Origin of the sequence: Chitinophaga sp., assembly GCF_035564935.1 — a bacterium.
GTDB lineage: Bacteria > Bacteroidota > Bacteroidia > Chitinophagales > Chitinophagaceae > Chitinophaga.
This window is the reverse complement of record NZ_DATMTE010000787.1, coordinates 1-17,908: the sequence shown is the minus strand read 5'-3', so window position 1 is coordinate 17,908 and position 17,908 is coordinate 1. Positions and strand designations below refer to the sequence as shown.

General features: G+C 46.3%; 18 protein-coding genes. 8 read left to right on the top strand and 10 right to left on the bottom strand.

The window, feature by feature from the left end:
* Window positions 1-49: 49 nt before the first annotated feature.
* Complete coding sequence (locus VN105_RS20375; protein WP_325643635.1) at window positions 50-1,096, bottom strand: Gfo/Idh/MocA family oxidoreductase; 1,047 nt, start codon at window positions 1,094-1,096, stop codon at window positions 50-52.
* A gap of 51 nt (window positions 1,097-1,147) precedes the next feature.
* Entirely contained in the window at window positions 1,148-2,701 is a 1,554-nt protein-coding gene (locus tag VN105_RS20370; RefSeq protein ID WP_325643633.1) for a helicase HerA-like domain-containing protein, read from the bottom strand.
* Window positions 2,702-2,867: 166 nt separating this feature from the next.
* Here VN105_RS20370 and VN105_RS20365 point away from each other — a divergent pair, with 166 nt between their 5' ends.
* Together VN105_RS20365 and VN105_RS20360 are read left to right on the top strand one after the other, a co-directional pair.
* Window positions 2,868-3,350 carry a DUF2975 domain-containing protein gene (locus tag VN105_RS20365; protein WP_325643631.1) on the top strand — a complete coding sequence of 161 codons (483 nt, stop codon included), beginning with the start codon at window positions 2,868-2,870 and terminating at the stop codon, window positions 3,348-3,350.
* Between the two features lie 21 nt (window positions 3,351-3,371).
* On the top strand, window positions 3,372-3,539 hold the full coding sequence (locus VN105_RS20360; protein ID WP_325643630.1) for a helix-turn-helix transcriptional regulator: 168 nt from the start codon (window positions 3,372-3,374) through the stop codon (window positions 3,537-3,539).
* Between the two features lie 120 nt (window positions 3,540-3,659).
* Here VN105_RS20360 and VN105_RS20355 read toward each other — a convergent pair whose 3' ends face one another.
* The 8 genes from VN105_RS20355 to VN105_RS20320 form a co-directional block, all read right to left on the bottom strand.
* On the bottom strand, window positions 3,660-4,040 hold the full coding sequence (locus VN105_RS20355; protein WP_325643629.1) for a co-chaperone GroES family protein: 381 nt from the start codon (window positions 4,038-4,040) through the stop codon (window positions 3,660-3,662).
* Between the two features lie 57 nt (window positions 4,041-4,097).
* Window positions 4,098-4,937 (bottom strand): MBL fold metallo-hydrolase, encoded by an 840-nt coding sequence (locus VN105_RS20350; protein WP_325643627.1) that lies wholly within the window; start codon window positions 4,935-4,937, stop codon window positions 4,098-4,100.
* Window positions 4,938-4,996: 59 nt separating this feature from the next.
* Window positions 4,997-6,271: an MFS transporter gene (locus VN105_RS20345; RefSeq protein WP_325643625.1), complete on the bottom strand. Its 1,275-nt coding sequence runs from the start codon at window positions 6,269-6,271 to the stop codon at window positions 4,997-4,999.
* Window positions 6,272-6,318: 47 nt separating this feature from the next.
* Entirely contained in the window at window positions 6,319-6,936 is a 618-nt protein-coding gene (locus VN105_RS20340; RefSeq protein ID WP_325643623.1) for an ABC transporter ATP-binding protein, read from the bottom strand.
* Window positions 6,920-7,720, bottom strand: coding sequence for an acyl-ACP--UDP-N-acetylglucosamine O-acyltransferase (gene lpxA / locus VN105_RS20335; protein ID WP_325643621.1), 801 nt, complete (start codon window positions 7,718-7,720; stop codon window positions 6,920-6,922). The genes VN105_RS20340 and lpxA overlap by 17 nt, the downstream gene beginning before the upstream one ends.
* Window positions 7,721-7,724: 4 nt before the next feature.
* A complete protein-coding gene (locus VN105_RS20330) occupies window positions 7,725-9,140 on the bottom strand; it encodes a bifunctional UDP-3-O-[3-hydroxymyristoyl] N-acetylglucosamine deacetylase/3-hydroxyacyl-ACP dehydratase (RefSeq protein WP_325643619.1) in 1,416 nt (471 codons plus the stop codon).
* 40 nt (window positions 9,141-9,180) lie between these two features.
* Entirely contained in the window at window positions 9,181-10,230 is a 1,050-nt protein-coding gene (lpxD, locus tag VN105_RS20325; protein ID WP_325643617.1) for a UDP-3-O-(3-hydroxymyristoyl)glucosamine N-acyltransferase, read from the bottom strand.
* A 68-nt stretch (window positions 10,231-10,298) separates the two neighbouring features.
* Window positions 10,299-11,543 carry an HD domain-containing protein gene (locus VN105_RS20320; RefSeq protein WP_325643615.1) on the bottom strand — a complete coding sequence of 415 codons (1,245 nt, stop codon included), beginning with the start codon at window positions 11,541-11,543 and terminating at the stop codon, window positions 10,299-10,301.
* 345 nt (window positions 11,544-11,888) lie between these two features.
* Here VN105_RS20320 and VN105_RS20315 point away from each other — a divergent pair, with 345 nt between their 5' ends.
* The 6 genes from VN105_RS20315 to VN105_RS20290 all read left to right on the top strand — a co-directional run bounded on the left by VN105_RS20315 (window position 11,889) and on the right by VN105_RS20290 (window position 17,541).
* Window positions 11,889-13,442, top strand: a complete 1,554-nt coding sequence (locus VN105_RS20315) for a response regulator (protein WP_325643613.1) — start codon at window positions 11,889-11,891, stop codon at window positions 13,440-13,442.
* Between the two features lie 26 nt (window positions 13,443-13,468).
* Window positions 13,469-13,792: a hypothetical protein gene (locus VN105_RS20310; protein ID WP_325643611.1), complete on the top strand. Its 324-nt coding sequence runs from the start codon at window positions 13,469-13,471 to the stop codon at window positions 13,790-13,792.
* A gap of 25 nt (window positions 13,793-13,817) precedes the next feature.
* The gene (locus VN105_RS20305) at window positions 13,818-14,579 is read left to right on the top strand and encodes an MBL fold metallo-hydrolase (RefSeq protein WP_325643609.1); all 762 of its coding nucleotides are present in this window, start codon (window positions 13,818-13,820) and stop codon (window positions 14,577-14,579) included.
* 73 nt (window positions 14,580-14,652) lie between these two features.
* A complete protein-coding gene (locus tag VN105_RS20300; RefSeq protein ID WP_325643607.1) occupies window positions 14,653-15,633 on the top strand; it encodes a helix-hairpin-helix domain-containing protein in 981 nt (326 codons plus the stop codon).
* Window positions 15,634-15,648: 15 nt separating this feature from the next.
* Entirely contained in the window at window positions 15,649-16,788 is a 1,140-nt protein-coding gene (locus tag VN105_RS20295; RefSeq protein WP_325643605.1) for an acyl-CoA dehydrogenase family protein, read from the top strand.
* A gap of 420 nt (window positions 16,789-17,208) precedes the next feature.
* Complete coding sequence (locus VN105_RS20290; RefSeq protein ID WP_325643603.1) at window positions 17,209-17,541, top strand: hypothetical protein; 333 nt, start codon at window positions 17,209-17,211, stop codon at window positions 17,539-17,541.
* Window positions 17,542-17,908: the final 367 nt, after the last annotated feature.

Genomic DNA, 17,908 nt, shown 5'->3' with positions numbered 1-17,908 from the left:
TAATCAGTTTAATCCTGAGTCAGACAAAATCCGCGTCTGACAAAATTCGCTACAGATCGATCACCTTTCCTTCCTTGCTGCTTTCAAAAGCGGCTTCAATTACTTTGATCACTTTAATGGCATCCTGCGCTGGTACGGGGTTAGGAGCTTTATTCACCAGTGCTTCGTAAATGCCCTGGTAGTAATCCATATAGTTACCGTGTCCGCCGGGAACGTATTTCTTTACCACCTTGCCATCAATTTCTGTGTGGAGCAGTCCCCATTCATGCGGTTGTTCTGCTCCCCAGTCGGGGCTGTTGGGGAATAATCCTCTCTGCAGCTGCGCTTCCTGGATATCGGATTTTGTTTTGATAAAGGAGCCTATGCGGCCATGCAGCTGGTAAGCCGGCAGGGCTTCACGCACCAGGTAGTTGCATTTTACACGGGCCCGCAGGTTATCGTAGTAAAGTACCAGTTCAAAGTAATCATCCACAACAGAATCGCGGCGGATGATGCGGATATCAGCCCATACCCGTTTAGGCATGCCAAACAGGGTGATGGCCTGGTCAATCAGGTGAGAACCCAGGTCGTAGAGGGCGCCGGTACCAGGGCCTCCTACTTCTTTATGCTTTTTATAGCTCAGCTCTTCTTTGAAACGGTCGTAGTGTATTTCTGCTTCCAGTACATCACCCAGTTGCCCGGACTGCAATACCTGCTTTACAACTTTATAGTCGCTGTCGTAGCGGCGGTTGTGATAAACGCTGAGCAGCAGCCCTTTTTCAGCAGCCAGTGCAGCCAGTTTTTCTCCCTCTCCGGCATGTACGGTAAAAGGCTTTTCCACTATCACATTCTTGCCCGCTTCCAGTGCGGCTTTCACGAAATCGAAGTGCGTGTAGTTGGGTGTATTTACCACAATCAGCTCCAGGTCTTTATCGGCCAGCATATCTTCCACGCTCGTATATACTTTAACGTTAGGATAGCGTTGGCGCGCCAGGTTTTTACTTCTTTCTACAACCGCTGTAAATTCAAATCCAGGGTTCACATGCAGGAACGGGGCATGAAATATTTGTCCAGACATGCCGTACGAGCATACGCCCGTTTTAATAATTCTACTCATACTCTTAAATATATTGATGTAAGCTGACAGCGAATCACTGTCGTTGCATAATTAAAACCAGCTTTTACTTTTACTGCTTTTCCCGCCGAGGCCCAATGCGCCCAGCAGGCTGCGGGTGATAATGTTAGCGGCGGTGCGGCCTACCTGCCGGGCTACAGAGCTGTCCATTACCTGTTCCAGCACACCTTTTTCCTGTTTTTGTTTGCCGGAAGATTTAGGCGCTGCTTCAGCAGCAGCTGTTTTTTCCGCTGCTTCCTGCAGTTTAGCGGTAAGGATCTCATAAGCGCTCTGGCTGTCAATTTCCCCGCTGTATTTTTTCACCAGCTTGGAGTTGTTCACCAGCCCGTCAATTTCTGCGGTGGTCAGCACATCCATACGCGACCGGGGCGATACCAGCATGGTAGCGGCCAAAGGGGTAGGAACGCCCTTTTCATTTAAGCAGGTAATGAGCGCTTCACCAATACCTATCTGGGTAAGCAACTCGTCCGTTTTATAGAAGTCCGACAGCGGGTAGTTTTCCGCGGTTTGCTTGATTGTTTTACGATCGTTGGCAGTGAAGGCACGCAGGGCATGTTGTACTTTAAGACCCAGTTGTCCGAGTACTGAAGGAGGTACATCCATCGGGTTTTGGGTACAAAAGAAAATACCTACGCCTTTTGAACGGATCAGTTTAATGATAGTGTCTATTTGTTTAAGTAACGCATCGCTGGCTTCATTGAAAATAAGATGGGCTTCATCAATGAACATCACCAGCTTGGGTTTATCAAGGTCGCCTTCTTCGGGAAGCGTGGCGTACAGTTCTGCCAGCAGGCTGAGCATGAAGGTGGAAAAGAGTTTCGGCCGGTCCTGTATATCGCTTACACGCAATATGGATATCATACCGCGGCCATCGTCACTGATGCGCATCAGGTCATCTACCTCAAAAGATTTCTCTCCGAAGAAAAGTGCAGCGCCCTGTTGTTCCAGTTCAATCACCTTACGCAGCACTGTGCCGGTAGAGGTAGTGGATATCTTGCCATAATCTTTTTCCAGGTCCGCTTTTCCTTCATCTCCTGCAAACTGCAATACTTTTTTAAAGTCTTTTAAATCCAGTAAAGGCAGTTTATTGTCATCGCAATACTTAAAAAGCATGGCTACAAGCCCGGCCTGTGTATCGTTCAGCTCCAGTATTTTCGAAAGGAGGATAGGGCCGAACTCACTCACGGTGGCGCGTAAACGCACGCCCTTTTCCTGACTGAGAGATAGGAGCTCAGAGGGATAAGCCGCTGCACTCCAGGTGCCGCCTATTTTCTGGTAACGTTCCGCAATCTTGGGATTGTCGGCGCCTGCAGCTGCAATACCGCTGAGATCTCCCTTAATGTCCATCAACAACACCGGTACGCTGGCGTCGCTGAGCCCTTCAGCAATTACCTGCAGTGTTTTTGTTTTACCGGTACCGGTAGCGCCGGCAATTAACCCATGACGGTTAAGCGTTTTAAGCGGCAGAAAAACATCCGCGCCGGTTACTACTTCACCGTTCAGCATGGCACAACCCAGCTTGAAATGCTCGCCTTTAAAAGTATAGCCGCTTTTGATATATTCCAGAAATGCATCCTGATTGGCCATGACGTAATTTTTTTTATGAAGATAATAAAAAGAATAAGCGGTTGAGCTTCAAATTATTATCAGCGCCCATGTACCGTTTATCGATCATTAATTATTGATAATCGATAAATTTATTTTGAATTTCGATAAAGCAGAAATATCTTTGAGGCAACAAACAGGGCGTAACATGAAAATCAGTAAGTATCTTCTCCCGTTGAAAATCGTGCTGCTCGTTTCTGTATTGATCAGTGTTTATATCACGATCTTCAATGGTGTGGCTTTTTTTCAGTCACGGTTTAGTCCTGATACGCCGGGTTTAAAAGCAGCGGTACTCCAGAATACCATACTGGGCTTACTTTACCTGGTAATGACCTTTTACCTGTTCCGGCTGCTGATTGGCGCAGGGAGTGAAGATATTATCTCCCGGAAAAATCTTAGTGCGGTGAAGGGGATCCTGCTTGTTTTATCGGGACTGCTACTCACCAAAATTGTTTTTGCCTGGATAGCGGCAGATAGCGTGAAGGTGTACAACAACCGGCTTTATTTCAGGTTGCTGAATGTACTGGGGGCGAGCTGGGAGCTGCTGATGGCTTTCATGGTGATCCTGGCGCTGGCCATCGTTTTTGAAAGAGCGGTAAGCCTTAAAGAAGAACAGGCGCTCACCATTTAATGACCTAAACTGTAATATACAATGGGGATAATCGTCAATCTGGACGTGATGCTGGCCAAAAGAAAGATGTCGCTGACAGAGCTGAGTGTACAGGTAGGTATTACGATGGCAAATCTCAGTATACTAAAAAGTGGTAAAGCAAAAGCGATCCGCTTTTCTACGCTGGAAGAGATCTGCAGGGTGCTGTAATGTCAGCCTGGCGATGTATTGGAATACAAGGAATAGATTGCTTTTTTCATACATGATAGACAAAAAAAATCTGCTATTCGTTAGCAGATTTTTTTTATTTAATAAGATGAATAAGATGTTTTACAGATCTTCTTCTCTTTCCAGCATTAAAATTGCGGCTTGTGGTACGATATAATACGTTTCTTCCTCGTATACTACCGCAGTGGAACCACTGAGCAGGAAAATAGCCAGGTCGCCTTCTTTCACCTGTAATGGAATATATTTTACTTTTTCTTCTTCCGGTTTCCATGCCTCGTCATTGTCGGCCGGTACCGGTATAGCATATCCCGGCCCTGTTTTAATCACATAGCCGCGTTGAACCTTTTCCTTTTCCTGTACTCCCGGAGGCAGGTATAACCCGCTGCTGGTACGCTCGTGGGGAGTAGCTGGCTTTATCAGCACACGGTCGCCCACAACGATCAGTTTTTTCAATTTATTATCTGTTGTTATGTGTATAGCCATGCACTATTACTATCAAATATAATGCAGCAGCAAAAATAGTGACACACTGACAGTGACTCAAATATTGCTGAGTGAAAAAATTTCACCAGTCCGGATGCCTTTTTCGGTTTGTTGCAGCACACAGCATTCATTTACCGGGTCATGTTCCAGGTAAAGGATATATTCTTTATCCACGGCCTCCTGCAGGAAGCCTTTCTTTTCCTGTAATGTTTTCAGCGGAAACATGTCGTATGCCATTACATAGGGCAATGGAATATGACCGGTGGAAGGCAGCAGGTCTGCCATGTATACAATGGTTTTACCCTTGTAGCTGATCTGTGGCAGCATCATGGCATCGGTATGCCCGTTGGCAAAGCGGATGGAAACGTTTTCCGTGAAATTCACGCCTTCAAGATGGTCAATAAATTTCAGCTGACCACTTTCCTGGATGGGCAGTATATTTTCCTTCAGGAAAGAAGCCTTTTCCCTGTCGTTAGGCTGGGTAGCCCATTTCCAGTGGTCCTCGTTGCTCCAGTAGGTAGCATTCTTAAAGGCGGGAACCAGCCGTTCGCCCTGGCGGATAATGCTGCCGCCGCAATGGTCGAAGTGAAGATGGGTCAGGAACATATCAGTGATATCGTCGCGATGAAAACCGTGTGCCGCCAGTGATTTATCCAGGGTAGCATCGCCATGCAGGTAATAATGGCTGAAAAACTTTGCGTCCTGTTTGTCGCCAATGCCATTGTCTACCAGGATGAGGCGGTTGCCGTCTTCAATGAGCAGGCAACGCATGGCCCAGGTGCATAAATTGTTTTCATCTGCCGGATTCAGTTTATTCCAGATAGTTTTTGGTACTACGCCAAACATGGCGCCGCCGTCCAGCTTGAAGAATCCTGTTTCAATGGTGTATAATTTCATTATCCTTAAGTTTTACCGGAGTTTCCGTGCTGAAAGTTACCTAATTCTCTACAACTCCGTCAGGCCAGTTGCTTTTGCTTGCGCAGGGCGGAAATGATCCAGATCAGCCCGATCACAAAAAATACCACCAGCGCCAGTACGGAATTACGCATGTCTTCGGTAATATCATCTATATAGGCAAATGAAAACATACCAATTACAATCGATAGTTTTTCGGTAACGTCGTAATAGCTGAAGAAAGAGGTGGTATCTTCTGTTTCCGGCATCAGCTTGGCATAAGTGGAGCGGCTGAGCGATTGTATACCTCCCATTACCAATCCTACCGCAGTGGCCAGTAAATAAAAATGCATGGCAGTTTGCATTTTGTAACCGGCGATACAGATGCCTATCCAAAAAATAACAACGGCAATCAATACACGTAAATTTCCAAACCGGGTAGAAAGCCTGGCCATGCTCCATGCGCCGGCAATGGCCACTATCTGTATAACCACTACCGTAACGATCAGCATTTCATCCGGTAACTTTAATACTTTACCGCCAAAGATGGTGGCTGCCATCATCACGGTTTGCACGCCCATGCTGTAAAAGAAAAATCCGCGGAGGAATCTTTTCAGTACCGGCAGCTGTTTTACCTGGGCATATACTTTTCTCAATTCTTTAAACCCTTCTGTAAATGCATTGCCGGTATGTTGTGCGGTGATAGCAATGCTTTTGGGCAAACGGGCAAAAGTGATTTGTGCAAAACCAAACCACCAGATCCCTACCAGCAGGAAGGTAAGCTGTACAGGCTGACTTTTATCCAGTCCCATTTTAGGCCCCATTACTACAAGACCAAATCCCAGCAGCTGTAAAATCACGCTGCCTATATAACCCATACTGAAGCCCCGGGCGCTGATGCGGTCCCTGTCTTCCGGCGCCGCAATTTCAGGCAGGTAGGAATTGTAAAACACAAGGCCGCCACAATAGCCGATGGTAGAAAGGATAAAACATATCACCCCCAGCAGCAGGTGGTTGCCGTCAAAAAAGTAAAGCGCACTACAGGAAAGGGAGCCCAGTATGGTAAAGAAGCGCAGGAAATTCTTTTTATTGCCCCTGGTATCCGCAATAGAGGACAGGATAGGAGAGGCGAGGGCAACCAGCAGGTAAGCGGCTGCCATGGAATAGTTGTAGAGTGCGGAGTTCACAAAGTTCATTCCGAGGAAGGAAACATGTTCACCTGTAACCGCTAAAAAATAGATAGGGAAAAAAGTAGTGGTGATAACGAGGTTGTACACGGAATTGGCCCAATCGTACATGGCCCAGCCATTAATCACTTTCTTACTGGCAGTGTTCATATAGCTTTTAGCTTTTTACGAAGATAATATTCCCGTTGATTTTATCTTTATTTATAATCCATGATATGGATATGCTCGCGGCACATGAAGTATTCCTGTTCATCGTTGGAGCTTACAATAATAAGGCGGTTACCGCCATAATCATTGATGAGCTGCTGGTACACGGCAATACCGGCGGCATCAAGATTGGTGCAGGGTTCGTCGAGCAGGAGAACGGGAACATCGGAGAGGATGGCCAGTGCCAGCTTGATACGCTGTTTCATCCCGGAGGAAAAGTTGCGGAGCTGTTTGTTGGCGGCTTTTTCCAGTCCAACCAGCTGCATGGCTATGGCAGGTGTGATACCAGGCAGAAAGTTTTTAAACTGTTGATGAAACCGGATAATTTCCGTGAGGGTAAACTCTTCTATGAGTTCAAGATAAGGGGCGGCAATGGCACAATACCGGAAAAACGCATCAGGGGCGATGGATTTTTCCGGTGTGCTGTAGGTAACAGTGCCTTCGTTGTGCTGAATGGCGCCGCTGATCACCTGTAATAAAGTGGATTTCCCCGAACCATTGGGACCCAGTATGGCATAGCGTTGTCCTTCACTAAAGGTGAGGGTTACCCGACGGAAGATCCAGTCGTAGTTAAAACGCTTACCTGTCTGGTTAAGAGATATCGTCATTGGTCCTGGAAGTATAGCCCCTCATGATACCACGTCCTGATTCACGGATGAACGACAGGATCTCATCTCTTTCATCTGTAGCAGGAAATTCTGCTTCGATGATATTCACGGCTTTTGATAATTTATAACCTTTTACAAAGATAACGCGGTAAATATCGAGGATAGAATTGATTTTTTCGAGAGAAAAGCCTCTTCTCTTCAATCCTACGGAATTTACGCCCACATAGGAAAGTGGTTCACGTGCTGCTTTTACGAAAGGAGGTACATCTTTACGCACCATGGAACCACCGGTTACAAATGCGTGATCGCCTACTTTACAAAACTGTTGGATGGCCACCATACCGGCCAGCACCACGTGGTCGCCCACGGTAATGTGACCTGCGAGAGTAGTGTTATTTGAAAATACGCAGTAGTTCCCTACTTCGCAGTCGTGTGCAATGTGGCTGTATGCCATGATCAGGCAGTTATTCCCGATTGTGGTCTTCCATTTGTCTTTGGTACCGCGGTTAATCGTCACATATTCACGGATAGTAGTGTTGTCGCCGATTTCAACGGTAGTTTCTTCACCCGCAAATTTCAAATCCTGGGGGATGGCAGAAATAACAGCGCCTGGAAAAATACGGCAGTTCTTGCCGATACGGGCTCCTTCCATAATAGTTACGTTGGAACCTATCCAGGTACCATCACCGATTTCTACGTTTTTATGTATAACGGTAAATGGATCAATTTTTACATTAGGCGCAACTTTGGCGTCCGGATGTATGTATGTAAGCGGGTGGATCATGCTATTATTTGCCTTCTCTTGTTTTTATAATTTGTGCTATCATGTCGGCTTCAGTAGCTACTTTATTGCCGATGAATACTGTCCCCCGCATTTCCACAAGCCCTCTTCTGATAGGGCTCAGCAACTCCATTTTCAGGATCATGGTGTCGCCCGGAACTACTTTCTGTTTGAATTTGCAGTTATCTATCTTGAGGAAATAGGTATCATAGTTTTCAGGATCAGGTACGCGGTTCAGTGCCAGGATGCCGCCTACCTGTGCCAGCGCCTCCAGTTGCAGAACGCCCGGCATTACAGGATTAGAAGGGAAATGACCCTGGAAGAAATGTTCATTGAAGGTAACATTCTTGATACCTACTACTTTGTCTTCTCCCAGTTCAATGATCTTATCTACCAGCAGCATCGGGTAACGATGCGGCAATGTTCTTTCAATACGTGGCGTATCAAATACCGGTGGCTGATTGGGATCGTATACTGGTAAGTCTTTATTATGTTTATTCTTCTTGATATACGCTTTAATGGCACGGGCAAATTCTACGTTTGACGCGTGCCCCGGGCGGTTGGCAATGATATGTGCATTGATCGGGTAACCGATCAGTGCCAGGTCGCCTACCACATCCAGCAGCTTATGACGCGCCGGTTCGTTGGGAAAACGTAATTCTATATTATTCAGGATACCTTCTTTCTGTACGGAAATGGTTTCCCGGTTAAACACTTTCGCCAAACGGGTCAGTTCTTCTTCCGTTACCGGCTTATCTACCACCACAATCGCATTGTTGATATCGCCGCCTTTGATCAGGTTAAGCGACAACTGGTATTCCAGTTCATGCAGGAAACAAAAAGTACGGCAGGGTGCAATTTCTGTTTTGAACTCTTCAATACCTTTCATTTTGGCATGCTGGGTGCCCAGTACGGGAGAGTTGAAATCGATAAGACAGGTAATACGGTAATCCACTGCCGGCATCGCCACCATTTCTACCTTTTTCTTCTCATCATAATAACTGATATTGGTATCAATAGTGTAGTATACTTTTTTGGCGTCCTGGTTCTGCAAACCTATTTTCTCAATCGCTTCAATAAAAGCATAGGCGCTGCCGTCCATGATAGGGATCTCTCCGGCATCCAGTTCTACCAGTACGTTATCCACACCAGTACCTGCCAGGGCGGCCATGATGTGTTCTACAGTACTTACCCTGGCGCCATTGTGTTCGAGTGTAGTGCTGCGGGTTGTTTCTACTACATAATCCACATCCGCTTTCACGATAGGGTGCCCTGGCAGATCGATACGTTGAAATTTAATCCCGTGTCCCGGTGTGGCCGGTTTAAGGGTCATATTAACATGGGCGCCTGTATGCAACCCGATACCCGATAAGGTAATTTCGCCTTTCAGGGTATGCTGGTATTGCAACTGTTGATTTTCCATAATAAGCTAACTAATATATAACTATTTAATCAGTAATCATTTATACTCCCGCTCGTTCCTGCAGCAGTTGTTTTACCATCTCTTCAAGTTCCTTCACGCGTTTTTCAAGGTCCGGCAAATTTCTAAAAATTGCCTGACTTTTCAGCGAACTTTTATAATCGTACGCAGGGGAGCCGGTCAGGGAGGTATTGGGTACAGTGATGGACTTGGATAAGCCGCTCTGTGCATTGATTTTGGTATTATCAGCAATATGGATATGCCCTACCATGCCCACCTGGCCGCCAATAACGCAATTCTGGCCAATTTTGGTACTGCCGGAAACCCCCGTTTGGGCGGCAATCACGGTATTAATACCAATATCCACATTGTGCGCCACCTGGATCAGGTTATCCAGCTTCACGCCTTCACGGATCACTGTGCTGCCCATGGTAGCCCGGTCAATAGTGGTATTTGCGCCAATTTCCACGTTGTCGTGGATCACTACATTGCCGATCTGGGGCACCTTTTTATAGGAGCCGTCCGGTTGAGGGGCAAAGCCAAAGCCGTCGCCGCCAATCACACAACCGGCGTGCAGCATTACCCGGCTGCCCACAATGCAGTTATCGTATACTTTTACCCCCGGATAAAGGATCGAATCGTTGTTAACGATCACATTATCACCAAGGTATACGCCCGGATATATCTTTACGTTGTTACCCAGCACTACGTTTTCGCCCAGGTAGGCAAAGGCGCCCACAAATACATTTTCGCCCATTTTTACAGAGGCAGGAATGTAAGAAGGTTGCTGGATCCCCGACTTATTCCCGGTCAGGTACCTGTATTGCTCCAGTAACAAGGCAAAGCTGCTATAGGCATCCTTCACCCGGATGAGGGTCGATTTGATGGGACGCTCAATCACCAGGCTCTCATTCACAATCAGAATGGAAGCATTGGTGGTATATATGAATTCTTCATATTTAGGATTGGCAATGAAACTGAGCATGCCCTCGCCAGCTTCTTCAATCTTGGCGATGTTGCTCACCTTTACGTCCGGATTTCCCTCCAGCTTACCATCTAACATGGTAGCTAATTGTAATGCGCTAAACTGCATAGTTTAAAATTGTAATGTTTCCCAGGCTACACCGGATAGTATGAACTTATTAATTAACATTTTATTCCTTATAAAACGTTGTTAGCCTGAATTTTTGGATGACAAATGTAGAATTTTTTTACCGGTATCGCCAGTGTATGGCTAATCAGTGCATTGTCGATGGAGGAAATGTCTTTTACAGTTCCATCTTTAAATAGGATATTGATCTTTTCGTCGTTGACGTTGTAAGCCCTCAGCGAGGCCGCACCGGTAAAAACAAAGTAATCCAGGTCTGCATCCTCAATCCCCCATTTTTGTCTGACCTGTTCCTTCAATAATAGTGCTGCACTTCCGTCGAAAGCCTGGTTACTTAATACAACCTTAAATAAGTTCCTGTTTATTAACCATTTACATAAAAGCGACAAAACTTTGTCCTCGTGTGTTGTCCATACCTTAATAGCTCCCATTAAATCATAATCGTCCAGTTGGCAAAATAGTTCCAGGCATTCCGGCCCGCACTCAAAGTTGTTCTTCGTAATGGTATTATACAGGAAATATGCCAGAGCCGGAGAGCAGAACAGTTCTTTCCCCTCCTGGGCCAGCGCTTTCGCCCTGGTCAGGATCTTTACCAGCATATTTTCGGCGCTGAGCACCGTTTTATGCAGGTATACCTGCCAGTACATCAGCCGCCGGGCGATGATAAACTTTTCAATAGAATAAATGCCCTTTTCCTCCACCATCAGCTCCCCCTTATGTACAATCAGCATCTTGATAATGCGGTCGTACCCGATAGTGCCCTCGGCCACCCCGGTAAAGAAGCTGTCGCGGTTCAGGTAATCCATCCTGTCCACATCCAACTGGCTGGATACCAGCTGATGCAGGAATTTTTTATGATAACGCCCGTTAAAAATATCCAGTGTAAGCGACAGCGCTCCGTCCATCTCCTTGTTCAATGCTTCCATCAGCCATTGGGAGATCTCCTCATGCGATACCCCCTCAATAATACCATTCTCCAGTGCATGGGAATAAGGTCCATGCCCGATATCATGCAGCAAAATGGCCATTTTTGCCGCCACTTCTTCTTCAGGGGTAATGTCTGCTCCTTTGCTGCGAAGCTCCAGCAGCGCCATGCTCATAAGATGGTAGGCGCCCATGCTATGATGAAAACGCGTATGCATAGCACCAGGATACACCAGGTGCGCCAGCGCCATCTGATGTATGCGGCGGAGCCGCTGGTAATATGGATGTGAAATGAGGTTAAGAATCAACGGGTGATCTATGGTAATAAAGCCATACACCGGATCATTAACAATTTTTCGCTTGCGTTCGGTCATTTGCATTTAATTATACGATCTCAGGCCGGGCATCCGCGCCTGAATCCCTGGTGCCTGTATGCAAAACTACACCCGAAATTAATTATATGTAATTTTTTTACTTATAATGACGCGCTGCATCCACGATACCCCTATGACAGTATAAAACAATTGGTAGGTTACAGGTAATTTATGTTATGGATGCGAAGGTAAATAACTTTACGGGGCTGTTCACTTTTTCCTGCTATCATTTTACCGTGTTCAGCCCTTTTTAACATATAATTACCGGCAAATGATAGTCGGGGAATGATATTTGCCAAAAAATAAGGGTAAATTCCTTTTTTTACCGGAACCTTAAATCTTATTATGAGTCAGATAAATATACTATGGGTAGATGATGAAATAGAGTCCCTGAAATCGCAGATTATTTTCCTGGAAAGCAAAGGCTATAAAGTGTCGCCCCTCACAAACGGACATGACGCCCTCGAATTTCTGAAAGAACAGGTGGTGGATGTGGTGCTGCTGGACGAATCCATGCCCGGCATCACCGGCCTCGAAACTCTCAGCAAGATCAAGGAAATTGACCAGCAGATCCCGGTAGTGATGATCACGAAAAATGAGGCGGAGAATGTAATGGACGATGCCATTGGCTCCCAGATCACCGATTATCTTATTAAACCGGTAAATCCCAACCAGGTATTATTATCTCTCAAAAAAATAATTGATAACAAAAGACTGGTGGCCGAAAAAACCACCACCGCATACCAGCAGGAGTTCCGCAGCCTGTTTATGGCACTCAGCTCGAACCCCGACTTTAATGAGTGGATGGACATCTACAAGAAACTGGTATACTGGGAAATGGAAATGACCAAAACCAACAGCCCGGAAATGCTGGAAGTGTTTAATGCCCAGAAAACGGAAGCCAACAACGAATTTTCCAAATTCATCAGCCGTAATTACAGCGACTGGCTCCATCCCAAGGCAAAGGAAGCCCCGGTAATGTCGCATACGCTGTTCCGCGACAGGGTAGTGCCAAACCTGGATCCCGATGTGCCCAATGTATTCCTGCTGATAGATAACCTCCGGTACGATCAGTGGAAGGCGATCCAACCCATTTTCCAGGAATCCTTCCGTTTGGTGGAAGAAGAATCCTTTTACAGCATTTTACCCACCAGCACACAATACAGCCGTAACGCCATCTTTGCCGGCCTGCTGCCTATTGATATTGAACATAAATTTCCCCAGGAATGGAAGAACGATGATGAAGAAGGAGGGAAAAATCTTTATGAGGAGCACTTTTTTGCCGCCCAGCTGAAACAGCTGAAGCTGGATCCCCGCTTTTCCTACACTAAAGTGACCAACCACGCCGATGCGCAGGTAATGCTCAATAACATCCATAATATGCTGGATTACCCGCTGAGCGTAATTGTATACAACTTCGTGGATATGCTCAGCCATGCCCGTACTGAAATGGAAGTACTGAAGGAACTGGCCGGTGATGAAGCCTCTTACCGCTCCATCACTGCCAGCTGGTTTGAACACAGCCCGCTGCACCAGGCATTGAAACGTATCAGCGATAAAAAAATAAACCTGATTATCGCTACCGACCACGGCAGCGTAAGGGTGAAAACACCGGTGAAAGTGATAGGCGATAAACAAACCACTACCAACCTGCGCTATAAACACGGACGCAACCTGAACTATGATCCGAAAGAGGTGCTGGCCTTCCGTGATCCCCGGGATGCAGGATTACCAAAGCCAAACGTAAACTCTTCCTATATTTTTGCAAAAGGAGACGGGTATCTCTGTTATCCGAACAACTATAATTATTTTGTAAACTACTACCGCAATACCTTCCAGCATGGCGGTATTTCCCTGGAAGAAATGATTGTACCTTTCGCCAGGATGGTAACGAAGTAACAACACCTTTTTGCTATTTTTGCGACATGAATATCAAAATCACACCTAATAACCTGACCAAACTGGAAAAGATCTTCGAAGAGGCTAAATATGTACTGCGCTTCGAAAAAGGTAGTTTCCTGTCCGGTTACTGCATCCTTGAACATAAAAAGGTGGTAGTGATCAACAAATTCCTGAACCTCGAAGGACGTATCAATACGCTGATCGATATTTTATCGACCCTGCCGCTGGACGAAGAAATGCTCACGGCAGAGTCGCATAAGTTGTATAAACAGATACAATCCAGCAAACCCATTCCTGAAGCAGGAGAGGAAGAAAGCGGTACCCCGGGCGAACAGGCAGCGGAATAGGCAAAAAAGAACAAATGATGTTGGGATGAAAGTTACATTTTTAGGTACAGGCACATCGCAGGGAGTTCCGGTTATAGCTTGTGGTTGCGAAGTTTGCGCCTCGACTGACAAAAAAGACAAACGCTTACGCAGCAGTATTATGATCACCGCTCCTGCGGGAAATATTGTAGTGGATACCACCCCGGATTTCCGCTACCAGATGCTGCGTGAAAAGGTAGGCCACCTGGAAGCTGTGCTCATTACCCATTCGCATAAAGATCATATTGCAGGCATGGACGATATCCGCGCTTTTAATTATTTTCAGAAAAGCGCTATTAATATTTATGCTACGGAGTTTTCGCAGAGTGTTATTAAACGGGAGTTTGCTTATGCCTTTGCCGATTTTAAATACCCCGGCATCCCGGAAATTAACCTGCAAACTATTGCAGACGCTCCTTTTGATGTAAACGGGCTAACAGTTACGCCTGTTCACGTAATGCATCACCAGATGCCGGTACTGGGTTTCCGCATCCATGATTTTACCTATATTACGGATGCCAACTACATTGCACCGGAGGAAAAAGAAAAGATCCGCGGCTCAAAGATCCTTGTACTGAACGCGCTGCGCCGCGAAAAACACATCTCCCATTTTACGCTCGACGAAGCCATTGCACTGGGTAAAGAACTGGATGTGCCGGAAGTTTATCTTACGCACATCAGCCACCAGTTGGGGTTACACGAGGAGGTATCGAAGGAGTTACCTGCCGGTACGCGCCTGGCGTACGACGGTCTTAGCCTCGAAATTTAACAGGCCGTTTTATTTCTGTTAACGAATTGCTGCATATAAAGGGATAGCTTGGGAACAAAATTGTTGTTAACCCATGTGGAAATCATTTGCCCGCGAATACCTGCGGTTTTCCCGGAAGGAGCGATTCGGAATAATAACGTTGGTGATACTCATGATCATCACCGGTTATATCCCCGACCTGGTCTTTTATTTTCAACAGCGTACGCCCGTTACCGGTAGGGATGACCTGAAAGCTGCGGTGCTGGCTTTTGAAGCAGGATTGGCAACCGCTGAAAAAAAGCCGGCTGTTTTATCGCCTGCATCTGCCGGTTTATTTTATTTTGATCCGAATACCTTGTCTGCTGCCGGCTGGCAGCAGCTGGGCGTAAGTGAACGTACAGCTGTTACTATCGGGAAGTACCTCGGCAGTGGCGGCCGGTTCAGGAAACCAGCTGATCTGGGTAAGATTTATGGTTTGCCGCCGGCATTGTGCTCGCTGCTGATGCCGTATGTACGCATAGAAAGTAAAGAGGAGGATACCGGGTTTTCCGGGAGATATGACAGGCCCAGTCGCCACTATTCCAGGCGCTATAGCGGTGGTCACCGGGATAGTAGTCGCCGCTACGCACGTAACGACACTATTTCGTTTACCCGTTATGGTAAGAAAGCGCCGGCTGTTCCTATTGATATTAATACGGCGGATAGTACGGTATGGCAGTCCTTACCCGGTATCGGAGCCGGCTATGCCAGGCGGATAATTGCCTTCCGCAACCGGTTGGGAGGCTTTTATGCTGTGGAGCAGGTAGCAGAATGTTACGGTTTACCCGACTCCACATTTCAAAAAATTCAACCGTTCTTACAGATCGGTAACAGTTCTCTAAAAAAACTAGACCTCAACCTCACAGATGAAAAATCTTTGGCAGCTCACCCATACATACGCTATAAACTGGCCCACCTGATAGTGCAGTATCGCAATAGCCACGCGGGTTTCAAGGCGGTATCCGACCTCCGCAACCTGCCGTTGGTGGATGAGATTATTTATCGTAAAATTGAACATTACATTGAGATCAAATAATAAATCCACACGGTTATGAATTTTGCGCCTACGGAAATGCAACAACAGATTGCACAAATGATCCGGGACTTCGGAAAAACAAACATACAGCCTCACGTGATGGAATGGGATGAACAACAGCAATTCCCCCTGCAGGTATTCAAACAGCTGGGCGAATTGGGCCTTATGGGTGTACTAGTACCACAGGAATATGGTGGCAGCGGGCTCGGATACCTGGAGTATGTAACAGTGATCAGTGAAATATCGCGCATCTGCGGAGCCATAGGCCTGAGTGTGGCGGCTCATAATTCCTTATGTACGGGTCATACCTTGCAGTTTGCCAATGAAGCGCAAAAACAACGCTACCTGCCAAAACTGGCCACCGGCGAATGGATCGGGGCCTGGGGACTTACAGAGCCCAATACAGGTTCCGATGCCATGAATATGAAATGTGTAGCTAAGAGGGAGGGGAACGAATGGGTGCTGAACGGCACCAAATGCTGGATCACCCACGGCAAAAGCTGCGATGTGGCCGTAGTAATAGCCCGCACCGGGGAGGTGCGCGACAGTCACGGGATGAGCGCCTTTATTGTGGAGAAGGGAACGCCCGGTTTCAGTGGTGGCAAAAAAGAAAATAAGCTGGGCATGCGGGCTTCTGAAACCGCCGAGATGATATTTGACAATTGTCGCATTCCTGCGGAAAATATGCTGGGAGCGGAAGGCGATGGCTTTATCCAGTCCATGAAAGTATTGGACGGAGGCCGGATCTCCATCGCCGCATTATCGCTCGGTATCGCCAAAGGCGCTATGGATGCGGCATTGAAATACTCCAAAGAACGGTACCAGTTTGATCAACCCATTGCCAATTTCCAGGGCATTTCCTTTAAGCTGGCGGATATGGCCACTGAAATAGCCGCCGCAGAGTTGCTTACCATGCAGGCCGCTGATATGAAAAACCGGAAGGTAAAAATGACCATGCAGGCCGCTATGGCTAAATACTATGCCTCTGAAGTGGCGGTAAGAGTAGCGAATGACGCCGTCCAGATTTTTGGTGGCTATGGCTATACGAAAGACTTCCCGGTTGAAAAATTTTATCGTGATGCAAAATTATGCACCATCGGGGAAGGCACTTCTGAGATCCAAAAGATCGTAATTGCCCGGGAAGCACTGAGATAGAATAACGATTTTGCAATTGATACTTACTGCATTGAGATAGCAGGATTTTTATAATTTATTAAAAGACCGTTTATAAGCCGTTCATCATTTTTTCAAAATAATTTAATATTACCCCTTTAGTGTTATTGAATATTGCAAAAGGAACGTTAAATTTGGGTTAATTCATCACTTTTTACCGTTTATCAACCTTAACACACAAAATCAAGAATGATTTGAAACACTTTTACGCAATGAAAAGCACCCTGTAATACGGGTGCTTTTCTATACCGGGTCTGACTGGTTTATCCCGTATTAAAGATGCTTAGTAAAATGTGAAGCCTGTAATCCCACGTTATGATTCTTCTTTAATTCAGTAGTTCTACTGATACCTATTTTATTTATCCCTATTACTTTTACAGCCGTAATTATCCGGTTATTGTTATGTTCTCCGGAATTTTAAAATGGGCAGCGCGTATTGTGCCTGGCCTGCTCGTAATCGTATTGGCGGTTTACGGCGTTTTCAGTTTTCTTTTCTATCAGCATGCCAGCAAAAAGTATTCAGCGACAGTAAGGGATATTCCCATCCCGGACGATTCATCCACTATTGCAGAAGGCCGGCATCTTTACGGAATAAAGGGTTGTGGCGAATGTCACGGCACAGATCTGCGCGGCAAAATGGCAGTAAACGATCCTGCCGTTGGTCGCATTGCCGGAGGAAATATTACCTGTGGAACAAGAGGGTTACCGGAAGTTATGACAACAAAGCCTGGCTAAGGCGCTGCGGCACGGTTTAAATACCGCAAATAAGCCGTTATTGCTCATGCCCTCAGAAGAGTTCACCCCGATGGATGATCACGATATAGCGGCTATAATTGCGTTTTGCAGGCTCCAATGAATTATTACCACGCTGCGCACCGGCAGAACGCCGGAGAGAACGCAGTTACAGGTGAAAGATATGCCGTGGAATATGACTGCCCAATACACGGACGAAGAGTTAACCGCTTTGTATCTCTATCTCAGAAGCCTCTAAAAAGAAGAAGGGCTTTCCGGAGATACTCCCCGGAAAGCCCTTCTTCACTATTAACTTTACCTACTTTTTATCTTTGTTGAAGAAGTCGGACACTTTTTCCTTTGCTTCTTC